Source organism: Blautia sp. HCN-20427 (assembly GCF_037890365.1).
Lineage (GTDB): Bacteria > Bacillota > Clostridia > Lachnospirales > Lachnospiraceae > Blautia.
On record NZ_JBBKBX010000012.1, the window covers coordinates 62,355 to 75,009 of the forward strand.

Sequence of the window (12,655 nt, forward strand, 5' to 3'; positions counted from 1 at the left end):
ATTTTATGCCTCCTGATGTCCCTGTTTTATAATAACGTCTACGATTTCCTGCACATGCCTTTCACATTCTGCTTTTTCTGCTGCCTCTGCCATAACGCGGATAACCGGCTCTGTGCCGCTTTCCCGCACCAGAATTCTTCCGCTGTCTCCCAGCTTTTCTTCTGCTGCTTTCACCGCTGCCTGTACAGCCGGGTCTTCCTGCGCTGCTTTCTTATTTTTTACTCTCACATTTACCAGCACCTGGGGATATACCTTCATGGGCGCTGCCAGCTGAGAAAGCGTCTGGTCTTTGGCCAGCATAACCTCCATCAGCTTGATTGCTGTGAGAATTCCGTCTCCGGTAGTCGCATATTTACGGAAGATAATATGTCCGGACTGTTCGCCGCCAATGCGGTATCCGTTGTCTGACATACTTTCATATACATACTTATCTCCTACTGCTGTTTTTTCATATGCCACGTCAATCTCATCCAAAGCCTTATAAAGACCGAAATTAGACATAACCGTAGTAACGACTTTATTTCCTGTCAGCTTCCCTCTTTCTTTGAGATAACGGCCATAAATATAGATAATGGCGTCTCCATCCACCAGCTTACCGTTTTCATCCACAGCAAGACAGCGGTCTGCATCTCCGTCAAAAGCAAATCCCACATCTAAATGATTCTCTATTACGAATTTCTGCAGTTCTTCTATATGAGTAGACCCGCAGTTTTCATTGATATTATTTCCGTCGGGATGATTATTTATCACATAAGTCTCAGCGCCCAAGGCATCGAATACCTGCTTAGCCAGCATCCAGGCACTTCCATTTGCACAATCCAGCCCTACTTTCTTTCCACTGTAAGATTTCACAGCAAGGGAAATCAGATAATTCATATATTTGCTGCGTCCCTGGGAATAGTCCACAGTGCAGCCGATTTTTTCTTTATATGCAAAAGGAATCTCACCGGAAATACCATCCATATAAGCTTCCACTTTCAGAAGAGTTTCCTCGTCCATCTTCTCACCAGCCGCGTTAATCAGCTTGATACCATTGTCATAATACGGATTATGACTTGCAGAAATCATCACTCCACCGTCAAAATCTTCGGTTCTGACAACATAAGCCACAGAAGGAGTCGTTGTTACATGCAGCAAACACGCGTCTGCCCCGGATGCAGTAATTCCGGATGCCAATGCATATTCAAACATGTAGGAGGACAGTCGGGTATCTTTTCCTATCAATATCCTGCACTTTTCATCCGGCTGCTTTTTTCTGCCATAATACCAGCCCAGAAAGCGTCCAATCTGATATGCATGATTTACAGTTAAGTCCACATTCGCTTCTCCTCGGAAACCGTCTGTTCCAAAATATTTTGCCATAACAAACTCCTTTGTACAATCGTTCTTTTTTTTTACACATTTTGTTTAATTATACCAGATTTCCTTCTGTTTTTTAAGATTTTCTTTTTTATTTTCTTATTTTTTTCCATACCGTACAAAAAAGTTTCCCTTTTCCCCTGTTTTTTATTATAATATTTACGATAAGTAAGAAATGGAGGAACCCTCAATGAAGCTTCCCGGCTACTATACCTCCGGTCAGTTTGCCAAAATGGCAAACATCTCTGTCCGGACTGTGCGTTTTTATGATAAACAGAATATATTGAAACCCTCTTATGTGTCTTCCTCTGGTTCCCGTTTTTATACTGACCGGGACTTCGCCCGCCTGCAGCAGATTTTACTGTTAAAATATCTGGGATTTTCTCTTGATGATATTAAAGAAATGACCATTAACGATACGGATTATCATTTTATGCTGAACTCTCTGAATCTGCAGCAAAAGCTGATTAAAGACCGTATAGAACAGCTTCAGATGGTGGAAAAAGCCATACAGGATACCACAGAAGAAATCCGCAGCAACCATGCGGTCAACTGGAGTCATATGCTGAATCTGATTCATCTTACTAATATGGAAAAAAGTATGAAAAGCCAGTATCAAAATTCCAGCAATATTTCTGCCAGAATTCATCTTCACAGTCTTTATTCCAAAAACAAACAGGGATGGTTTCCCTGGCTGTTTGAGCAGTGTGAAATCACTGAAAATATGAACATTCTGGAGATCGGGTGTGGAAGCGGTGCCCTGTGGAAAGAAAGTCTCGCCCGGATTCCCAATCCTGTTTCCATCACTCTTTCTGATATTTCCCGGGGAATGCTGCGCGATACTCAGAGAGAAATCGGCACAAAGGATTCCCGCTTTTCTTTCCGGGCTTTTGACTGCCATAAAATTCCCTATCCAGATGAGCAGTTCGACCTTGTAATTGCCAATCATGTACTATTTTACTGTGATATTCCCCAGGTCTGCAGAGAAGTGTCCAGAGTTTTAAAACCTCAGGGACGCTTTCTGTGCAGTGCCTACGGAATGAATCACATGGCAGAAATCAGCCAGCTTGTACAGGAGTTCGACAGCCGTATTATTCTGTCTGCAGAAAAACTCTATGAAAAATTCGGAAAAGAAAACGGCGCTGCCCTCCTGTCCCCTTATTTCCAGGAAATTCAATGGCGTTTATATGAAGACAGCCTCTTTGTGGATACACCGGAGCCTATTATTGAATATATTCTCTCCTGTCACGGAAACCAGAACCAATATCTGCTGGACCGCTATAAGGAATTCCGTTCTTATGTATCGAAAAAAACTTCTTCGGGATTTTTCATCACAAAAGAAGCCGGTGTATTTCTCTGCAGAAAAGCCTGAATGGTTCCATAATAGGTCTCCGGATCCTTATCCTGGGACTGGGCATGTCCTGCACCTTCCACAATCAAAAGTTCTTTGGTGCAGGCAGGCGCTTCATAAAGCTGCTTTGCCATACCAACGTCTATCATCTTATCCTCATCTCCGTGAATGAACAGAGTGGGAACATGACTTTTCTTCACTGCCTCAAGGGCAGACGCTTTCTTTAAATCATAACCTCCGCGAAGCTGAAGCATGAGATTTGCTGTGTCCAGCAGAGGAAAGGCAGGAAGATGAAACCACTCTTTCATCTTCTGGCGGAACATTTCATACGCATCCGTATAGGCGCAGTCGGAAATCACCGCCTTTACGTTATCCGGCAGGGACTTTTCTCCTGTAAGCATCAGAGCGGCGGCTGCTCCCATGGACTGCCCGTGAATGACAATTTCCGCTGATGGGTCTTTTTCCAGAATATACTGTATCCACATCAGATTATCTTTTCTGTCTGTCCATCCCATTCCGATAAAATCCCCTTCACTCTCCCCCTGACACCTCATGTCCGGCACCAGTACATGAAAATCATTTTGGTTGTACCAGGCTGCGAAAGGGTACATCTCCTCTTTCCAGCCTGTATACCCATGGAGAATCAATGCCCATTGATGACTGTCCGACGAAGCATAAATTTCCTGTGCAACCAGCTTATAACCATCTTCGGAAGTTTTCGTCACTTTCTCTCCTCTGGCACTTTCCGCCCATTTTTCAGTTTCTTCCCAGGCCTTCTCTTTTTGCTGCTCTATATCATCCGTCTGTACCAACGCTTCCATGCTGTCTTCTGTGATTCTGGAAAAAGCGTCCAGTTTCTCCATGGTCGATGGCACCAGAGCCGCACTTACCAGAAAATTAGCTGCTGCCAGATAAATGAGGAAAAGCAATACAACTGCTGCAATTCCTATGCACTTCCAGTGCTTCTTTTTCATCTTCTGTCACCTCTCATGCATTTTCTGCTGCTTATTTTAAATGCCAGATTTCTTCATTGTACTGTTTAATCGTCCTGTCTGAAGAGAAAAATCCCGCCTTTGCAATATTCATCAGCACCTTCTCATTCCATTCCTTCTGATTTTCGTAGTCTGCATATACCTGTTCTTTCGTCCGGATATATTCTCTGGTATCCAGAAGTGTCATAAACCAGTCTTTTCCAACCAGTTCTTTATGAAGACGAGTAAGACTCTTTTCATCTCCGATTTCCAACAGTTCATCGCCTGTAATAAAATCTACCAGTGTATGAATCATCTTATCCTGGCCGTAAATATCCTTTGCACAGTATCCCTCACTGGCATATAAGTCAATGACCTCCTGTGGTTTTTTACCAAAAATGTAAATATTTTCTTCTCCCACCAGGTCTCTGATTTCTACATTTGCACCATCTTCCGTTCCCAAAGTCAGCGCACCGTTCAGCATAAATTTCATATTTCCTGTACCGGAAGCTTCTTTTGACGCCAGGGAAATCTGTTCTGAAATATCAGCTGCTGGAATTACCTTTGCCGCTTTGGAAACATTATAATTTTCAATCATCAGCACACGGAAATACGGACGCACATCCGGATCCTTCTCAATGAGCTCCTGCAGACACAGAATCAAATGAATAATATCCTTTGCAATCACATAAGCTGGCGCTGCTTTTGCTCCGAAAATCATGGTAATCGGACGCTTCGGCTTATTCCCGGCTTTGATATCCAGATATTTGTAAATCGCATACAAGGCATTCATCTGCTGCCGTTTATATTCATGAAGACGTTTCACCTGCACATCGATAATGGAATTTTCATCTAACTCTATATCCTGTGTTTCCTTCATAAATTTCTTGAATTCCAGTTTTTTCTCCAGCTTAATTTCAGCCAGCTTCTGCAATACATTTTCATCCCCTTTGAAGGCCAAAAGCTTTTCCAGTTCAGCAGCATCTTTTTTGAACCCGCTCCCAATCAGAGTTTCCAAGTAAGCGCTAAGCTGTCTATTGCAGTGAAGAAGCCAGCGGCGGAAGGTAATACCATTCGTCTTATTGTTAAACTTTTCAGGATAAATATCGTAAAAATTCTTTAATTCGGATTCTTTCAGGATTTCTGTATGAAGGGCTGCCACACCATTGACAGAAAATCCATAGTGAATATCCATGTGTGCCATATGCACTCTTTCGTCTTTGTCTATGATATATACCGATTCGTCTTCATACCTGCTTCTTACTCTTTTGTCCAATTCCTGAATCACCGGTACCAGGTGCGGAACTACTTCCTCCAGATACTCCATAGGCCATTTTTCCAGCGCTTCTGCCAGAATTGTATGGTTGGTATACGCACAGGTTCTGCTTACCGTATCAATGGCCTCATCCATGGAAAATCCTCTCTCTTTAAGCAGACGAATCAATTCAGGAATCACCATAGACGGATGTGTGTCATTAATCTGAATCACTACATGTTCGTGAAGTTTATGCAGATCATATCCCTTCTGCTCGCATTCCCGCAAAATCAGCTGTGCGCCGCTGCTTACCATAAAGTACTGCTGATAAATACGCAGTTTACGGCCTGCATCATCCGAATCATCCGGGTACAGAAACAGGGTAAGATTTTTACGGATTTCCTCTTTGTCAAAATCAATACTGTCCTCAGAAACAATACTTTCATCCACAGATTTCACGTCAAACAGATGCAGTCTTCCACACCCGGATTCATATCCCGGAACAGCAATATCATACAATACAGATTCCACTTCAAAGTCTTTAAACTGCACTTGAAAGCTTTCCGGCTGCCGCATAAGCCAGCTTTCTTTTGTAATCCAGGGATTCTTCACCTCTTTCTGCTTATGATTCCGGAATTTCTGCCGAAACAGTCCGAAATGGTAATTCAGACCAATACCGTCCCCCGGCAGCCCCAGGGTAGCAATGGAATCCAGAAAACAGGCAGCCAGTCTTCCCAGTCCCCCGTTTCCAAGAGAGGGTTCCTGTTCCAGTTCTTCTATATCGCATAATTCATATCCATGTTTCTTCAATATCTGTTCCGCCTCTTCATATAGTCCAAGATTAATCAGATTATTTGATAAAAGCTTGCCAATCAGAAACTCTGCGGAAATATAATATAATTTCTTATTTCCTGTATTGGCAGGGAGTTTTTCTGCTGCTTCCCTGGTAAATATGAGCAGCGCCTCAAAGAGCTCCTCCTTAGTACAGTTATCTAAATTTTTTTGAAATTTTTCTTCAAGTAAGGCTTCTAATTTTTTTTCCACGTCTTTTCTCCTCGCTGTGTTATTTTTCACGTTTCATTGTTCCATTTGAACTCTGCTTTTCTTTGTCTGCAGGGGGAATGGTAGATTCTCTTTCTACCAGTTCTCCTTCAAAAATTAACTGTCTGGGCTTCTCTTTCCCATTTATCATATCAAAAAGCAAATCCGCCGTGGCCTTTGCTATTTGTTCCACCGGCTGGCGTATGGTGGTAATACTGGGTATATAAAATTCCCCGGTATCCATACCGTCAAATCCTGCCACAGAGCACTGCCCCGGAACCGAAATTCCTGCCTCTTTCAAAGCTCTGCAGGCTCCAATCGCCATCGTATCTGACGTCGCATACAAAGCCGTAAACTCTGTATCCATTAAAAGCTGCCTGGTCAGCTTATAGCCGGAACGGAAAGAATATCTGTCCTCCTCTGCGTCCATATAACTCACCAGCTTCTCAGAATACGGAATCCCATAATCTCTTAATGCCTTCTGATACCCCAAAAGACGCAGCTTTCCAATACTCTTATCCTCTTTTGGTGCAGTCAGAATGGCAATTTTTTTGTGTCCCAGATGGATCAGATATTCTGTCATCTTATAACTTTCTTTAAAGTCATCTACCGAAACAGCCGCATATTTTTTGTCTTCCATATCTGAGGTACGAATCGTACTCAGCACATAAGGCACCTCCAACTGCTCCATTTTCTCCTTTGGGTGGGAAAAGTTTCCTCCTAAAAAGACCAGTCCCCGCAGTTTTTTCTCTTTGGTAATGTGCAGGGCAATATCCAGTTCATCTTCCTGCTCCTCTACATGCTGCAGGATACAGCTGTAATTCATGTACTGACATTCTCTCTCCAGCCCGCTGACCAAATCACTGAAAAAGGTATTTCCTATGCCCTTGACCAGCACAGCAATGGCTTTGGTATCGGTACGCTTCAGATTTCGTGCACTGTTATTGGGCACATAGTTCGATTGGGCAATGGTTTTTAAAATTTTTTCCTTTGTTTCCGGATTGATATCCGGATGATTGTTCATAGCACGGGATACTGTGCTGACACCAACCCCGCATTTCTTTGCTATGTCTTTTATCGTCATGTTTCCCATTACGGTATTTTCCTCCCATTTCCCCTTACGAGAGTCTTCCGTAAAGTTTTGTCATATCGTACATCTTTTCCAGAACCTCATCTGTAAGTTCTCCGGGCCGCAGTCGCCATTTCCAGTTTGTTCCCAGAGTGGAGGGTTTGTTGATTCTGGCCTCGCTGCCCAGACACAGATAATCCTGAATCGGAATCACCGCCAGATTCGCTACAGATGCCATTGCAAGCCGAATAAAATCCCATGGCAAATCTTTTTTCTCTTTATCTGCATAATTCATATATTTTTGTGCAAAGGCTCTGTCCTTGGGAGACATTTCATCCAGCCAGCCCAGCACCGTATTATTGTCATGTGTTCCTGTATATACGACGCAGTTTTTCTCATAGTTGTGCGGAAGATAATCGCTCTCCTCCCTGGAATCAAAGGCAAACTGCAGCACTTTCATGCCCGGATAACCCGTATCTCTTACCAGTTTTAACACACTCTCTGTCAGATAACCCAAATCCTCTGCAATAATATCTACTTGGCCCAGTTCCCTTTTTGCAGCCTCAAACAGTTTCATTCCCGGGCCCTGCTGCCATGTTCCATATTCTGCAGTCTTATCTCCATATGGAATCGCATAATATTCATCAAATCCTCTGAAATGGTCTACTCTCACCACATCGTAAAGTTTAAAACAATATTTCAATCTCTGAATCCACCAGACAAATCCTGTTTTTTCATGATAATCCCAGCGATACAGCGGGTTCCCCCAAAGCTGTCCCGTAGCCGCAAAAGCATCCGGCGGACAGCCTGCCACTGCGAGAGGTGTGCAGTCTTCATCAAACTGGAAAAGCTCCGGATTTGCCCATGCGTCCGCACTGTCAAAGGCAACATAAATGGGAATATCTCCAATAATCTTAATCTCCTGCTCATTTGCATAAGCTTTCAGCTTTGTCCACTGCTTCAGAAACTCATACTGCTGAAAACGGACAAACTGTATTTCTTCTGCCAGTTCTTCTTTCTTCTGTTCCAGCACATCAGGATTTCTTCCCTTTAAGTCAGATTCCCACTCACTCCAGCTCACCCCGTTCAAACTGTTTTTCACAGCCATATAGAGACTGTAATCTTCCAGCCAGAAAGCATTCTCTTTTACAAACTGCGCAAAATCTTCCCCCGGTTCAAATCTTCCAAAGGCTTTCCGTAAAATATCAAATCTTCCGTAATAAATTTTCTCATAATCCACATAAGAAGCATGACTCCCAAAATCACAGGCCTCACATTCCTCTTTGGTAAGCAGTCCTTCTTCTGCCAGCGTTTCCAGGTCAATATAATATGGATTGCCTGCATAAGTAGAAAAGGACTGGTACGGGGAATCTCCGTATCCTGTGGGACCCAGAGGCAGAATCTGCCAGTAATGCTGTCCTCCCCTTTTTAACTGATTGACAAACTCATAGGCTTCTTTTGAAAAACTGCCGATTCCATACTGTGACGGAAGTGCCGAAACAGGAAGTAATATTCCGCTTGCTCTCATCTCTCTTCTCCTTTTATCCCTTTCTCTGTGTTTCCGGTAACGATATCGGTAACGTTTCCGATAATCTGTATAAATACATTACCACACTTGCTTTTGAATTTCAATCTTGTAAAATCAAACAAAATTTGCGGTTTTGATTTGTCTAATTTTTTCTATAAGTTTTATAATTTTTTATATTCTTTTTCTTGCATATAATTTTTTTTGGCGTAGTATACTGATTATAGATTATCTTACGGGAGATGAAAGAAATGTTTATAGATTATTCTTATGTGGTTTATGTACTTCCTGCTGTTCTCTTTGCCATGTGGGCCAGTTCCCATGTCAACAGCACCTTCCGCCGCTACTCCACACAGTACTCCATGCGGAATATGACCGGCTATGATGCTGCCAGACGGGTTTTGGACGCCAATGGGCTCTACAGCGTAAGAATCGAGAGAGTAAGCGGTAGCCTCACCGACCACTATGACCCCAGAAATAACGTCATACGGCTTTCAGACAGTGTCTATCATCAGACTTCCACTGCTGCTATCGGTGTCGCTGCCCACGAAGCCGGACATGCCATTCAATATGCGCAGAACTATGCGCCTATCAGGCTGCGAAATGCTATTATTCCCGTTACAAACCTGGGTTCCAAGCTGGCTATGCCCCTGATTCTAATCGGACTGCTCTTTGCCGGTTCCGGTTCTTCTATGGGCACACTGGCTTATGTGGGTGTTGCCTGTTTCGGGCTTTCCACCCTCTTTCAGCTTTTTACGCTGCCCACAGAATTTGATGCCAGCAGACGGGCTATCCGGGCCATTGAAACCTGCGGAATCCTCACATCCGATGAAATTTATGGCTCCAAAAAAGTGCTTACCGCAGCGGCTTTGACCTATGTGGCCGCTCTTGCGGTTTCACTCATGCAGCTATTCCGGCTGCTGACCATTGTAAACAGGCGAAACAATGATTCATAAAACAGCTGAAACCATGTCCTCACATGAGTTTCAGCTGTCTTATCTATTTTTGATTCATTTCATCTCTCACCCTCAGAGCCCTGTCCGGATAATTGGTAATCACAGCCTCTAAATCCTTTTCTATGAACTGCCTCATATCCGCCTCGTCATTTACCGTCCACACCCGGACTTTCAAGCCGCTTCTTCGATAGCTTTCCAGAAAATCCGCCATTTTCAGATGATACACTGCCGGGTGCAGTCCACATACCCCGGTATTTTTTGCATAGTTTTCCACATTTAACAATACATCGCTGTAGAGATAGGCCGTTTCTGCCTCCGCATCCAGTTCCAGTATTTTCTGTACACTGTAGTGATTAAAAGAAGAATAAATCACTCTATTTTCCATACCGGCTGCCTTTACCAATTCTACCGTCTTCTCTTCCAGCCCCGGATACCAGTAAATACCGGTTTTCAGTTCAATATTGACCTCCATGCCGCCGGGCTTTACCTGTTCCAAAACTTCTCTTAGCGTAGGAATCTGCACGCCCTCATACTCTTTTTTGTGGTTATGGAAAGAAAATCTCCGCAATTCTTCCAGTGTATAATCCCGGACTGCACCCTTTCCGGTACTGACCCGGTCAATGGTTTCGTCATGAATAACCACCACTTCGCCGTCTTTCGTCAGCTGCACATCCAGTTCAATTCCCTGAGCGCCCTGCTCCCCGGCCAGAGCAAAGGCTTCCAGCGTATTTTCCGGAGCATAGCCGCTGGCGCCTCTGTGTGCAAATACTTTTGTCATCTGGTCTTCACCCTGTTCTTTCTTACTCATTTACAAGATTATATTCCTCAATGGACTTGTTAATAGCATCTGCCATGTTTTTCACTGCACCGTCCACATCTTCGTTGCCATTTAGCAGATTTTCAATCTCAGATTCCACCGTTGCTCTTGCTTCCGGGAACACGCTGAGCAATGCGCCTGTGTATTCCGGGGAAGAATCATGCAGCTGGTCAATGGCTGTCTGGAACTGTGGATATTTTGCAACATTGTCTTTAAACACCTGCTCGTCCTGAGCCGCTGTTGTAACAGGGAAGTAACCGGTCTGTGCATTCCAGTATGCCTGAGATTCCGGGGAAATCAGGAATTTTACAAATTCCCAGGTCGCTCTTGTCTTTTTCGGGTCATCATTGTTCAGCGCCCAAAGAGAAGCGCCTCCGATGGATACACCGCCTTCATCGCTGGATTTGATTTTCGGGAAATAAGCGGTTCCCACTTCAAACTTGCCGTTTACATCCTGCAGAATCTGCTTTAAAGAAGCGGTAGATCCTAAAGTAATTGCGGACTTTCCTGCTGAGAAATCAGCCAGTCCTGCGTCTCCGCCTTTTCCTACATTTGGTGCAAATCCCTTATCATACAGAGATTTCCAAGCGGTCAGAATATTCTTTGCACCGCCGTTTTCATCAAAAGCTACCGCTGTAGCTGCTTTTTCTCTTCCGTTTCCATTATTGGCATACTCCAGCCCCTGTTTGCCCATAAACTGCTCAAAGAACCAGCCGTAAATACTCAGAGACATCACTTCCCCTGCACCGCCGTCGGACAACAGCTTATCTCCTACCGCCTCAATGGCTTCCAGGCTGTCCGGAATCTCTGTAATACCGGCTTTCTCGAACATATCCTTGTTGTAATACATAATCGGAGTAGAAGAGTTAAACGGCATAGAATACAACTCATCATCAATGGTGTAGTAAGCTGCCAGGTTTGGTTCAATCTGAGACAAATCATAATTGTCTGCATCTACCATATTCTGCATAGGAGTAATCCAGCCGGATTCGATCATAAATCTGGTTCCGATTTCATACACCTGCACTAAATCCGCTCCCATATTTCCAATCTGCGCACTTTTTAATTTGTTCAGAGAATCGTCATATTCTCCCTGATACTGCGCGTTTACTGTAATGCCATATTCATTTTCTTCGTTAAATTTCTCTACCAATGCGTCAATCGCCTGTCCGTTGACACCGCCCATAGAATGCCAGAAAGAAATTTCTGTTCCGCTTACATCTTTTGCGTCTGCCATGGAAAATTCCTCGTCTGTACTTTCTGTTTTCTGGCTGTCGCTGCCGTCCGTTGCCGCCGGTGTCTCTTCCAGGCTTTTTCCGCTTCCGCAGCCTGCCAGAGCGCTCATGGACATTACTCCGATTAAAAGTGCCGAAATCAATTTTTTCTTCATTTACGTTTCTCCTTTTTTGCTTTTTAGCCTTTGACTGCTCCAGAGAACATGCCTCTGATAAGCTGTTTCTGTCCTACGATAAAAATAGAAATGGACGGAATAATTACAATTACCACACCTGCAATCATCAGGGTAATGGACTGGGAATCAATGCTGTTCAGCATACTGATACCAATCTGTACTGTTCTCATCTGGTCTGAACCTGTTACCAAAAGCGGCCACATATACATATTCCATGCATTAATGAACGTGTAAACCGCCATAGCTCCGATTGCCGACTTGGTAAGCGGAATCAAAATCCGCACAATGAATCTCAGATTGCCGCAGCCGTCCAGCTTGGCAGATTCATACAGGGAAATCGGAAAGGTCATATAAAACTGACGGAACAGGAAAATTCCCATTGCTGATGTCAGATAAGGTACAATCAATACAGAATACGTGTCCAGCATCCCCAGATTTCCCACCGTCAGATAGTTGGAAATAATCGTTGCCTCTCCGGGAACCATCATGGTCGCCATAACAATCATAAAGAGTACGCCCTTTCCCTTAAAGTCCAGAAAGGAAAAGGCAAATGCGGCCAGAGAACAGGTCACAATCTGACCCAGGGTAATACACCCCGCCATGATAAAAGAGTTTAAAATAAAACGAAGCAAAGGTACATTGGTCATGGCGTCTTTAAAATTGCTGAAGGTTGGATTTTGGGGAACTAAATTCAAATCCATGGTAAACAGTTCGCCGGAGGGCATAAATGCAATGCTCACCGCATATAAAAGAGGCAGCAGCACCACAAAAGCCAAAACAAAATTGGCCGTCACCCGCAGTCCTGTGCGGGCTCTGCGCTTAGCCAAAGCCTTGCTGTTCATCTGACGCTTCAATTCCAGAAGCTGTTCTTTCGATATAGAATTTTTCTGTTCCGGATGT

General features: G+C 43.9%; 10 protein-coding genes. 2 read left to right on the forward strand and 8 right to left on the reverse strand.

From position 1 onward, the window contains the following. Positions 1–3: 3 nt before the first annotated feature. Positions 4–1,362, reverse strand: a complete 1,359-nt coding sequence (gene glmM / locus WKT17_RS09035) for a phosphoglucosamine mutase (protein ID WP_291682264.1) — start codon at positions 1,360–1,362, stop codon at positions 4–6. Between the two features lie 187 nt (positions 1,363–1,549). On the opposite strand from glmM, the gene WKT17_RS09040 reads away from it, so the two are divergent. Beyond that, entirely contained in the window at positions 1,550–2,731 is a 1,182-nt protein-coding gene (locus tag WKT17_RS09040) for a MerR family transcriptional regulator (RefSeq protein WP_173749331.1), read from the forward strand. Here WKT17_RS09040 and WKT17_RS09045 read toward each other — a convergent pair. From WKT17_RS09045 to malQ, 4 genes are read right to left on the reverse strand one after another with little or no spacing between them, the layout of a single operon-like run. Then, positions 2,656–3,684, reverse strand: a complete 1,029-nt coding sequence (locus tag WKT17_RS09045; RefSeq protein ID WP_291682266.1) for an alpha/beta hydrolase — start codon at positions 3,682–3,684, stop codon at positions 2,656–2,658. The two genes, WKT17_RS09040 and WKT17_RS09045, sit on opposite strands and share 76 nt — an antisense overlap. A 31-nt stretch (positions 3,685–3,715) precedes the next feature. Beyond that, entirely contained in the window at positions 3,716–5,980 is a 2,265-nt protein-coding gene (locus WKT17_RS09050) for a glycogen/starch/alpha-glucan phosphorylase (protein ID WP_173749333.1), read from the reverse strand. A 19-nt stretch (positions 5,981–5,999) separates the two neighbouring features. After that, positions 6,000–7,070 (reverse strand): LacI family DNA-binding transcriptional regulator, encoded by a 1,071-nt coding sequence (locus tag WKT17_RS09055; protein WP_291682269.1) that lies wholly within the window; start codon positions 7,068–7,070, stop codon positions 6,000–6,002. A gap of 25 nt (positions 7,071–7,095) precedes the next feature. Further along, positions 7,096–8,574 (reverse strand): 4-alpha-glucanotransferase, encoded by a 1,479-nt coding sequence (gene malQ, locus WKT17_RS09060; protein ID WP_291682271.1) that lies wholly within the window; start codon positions 8,572–8,574, stop codon positions 7,096–7,098. A gap of 248 nt (positions 8,575–8,822) precedes the next feature. Here malQ and WKT17_RS09065 point away from each other — a divergent pair, with 248 nt between their 5' ends. Further along, positions 8,823–9,527, forward strand: a complete 705-nt coding sequence (locus WKT17_RS09065) for a zinc metallopeptidase (RefSeq protein ID WP_291682273.1) — start codon at positions 8,823–8,825, stop codon at positions 9,525–9,527. Positions 9,528–9,570: 43 nt separating this feature from the next. Here WKT17_RS09065 and WKT17_RS09070 read toward each other — a convergent pair whose 3' ends face one another. From WKT17_RS09070 to WKT17_RS09080, 3 genes are read right to left on the reverse strand one after another with little or no spacing between them, the layout of a single operon-like run. Beyond that, on the reverse strand, positions 9,571–10,305 hold the full coding sequence (locus WKT17_RS09070) for a glycerophosphodiester phosphodiesterase (RefSeq protein ID WP_291682303.1): 735 nt from the start codon (positions 10,303–10,305) through the stop codon (positions 9,571–9,573). A gap of 22 nt (positions 10,306–10,327) precedes the next feature. Next, positions 10,328–11,734: an ABC transporter substrate-binding protein gene (locus tag WKT17_RS09075; RefSeq protein ID WP_173749337.1), complete on the reverse strand. Its 1,407-nt coding sequence runs from the start codon at positions 11,732–11,734 to the stop codon at positions 10,328–10,330. A gap of 23 nt (positions 11,735–11,757) precedes the next feature. Continuing rightward, positions 11,758–12,597 (reverse strand): carbohydrate ABC transporter permease, encoded by an 840-nt coding sequence (locus WKT17_RS09080; RefSeq protein WP_291682305.1) that lies wholly within the window; start codon positions 12,595–12,597, stop codon positions 11,758–11,760. Positions 12,598–12,655: the final 58 nt, after the last annotated feature.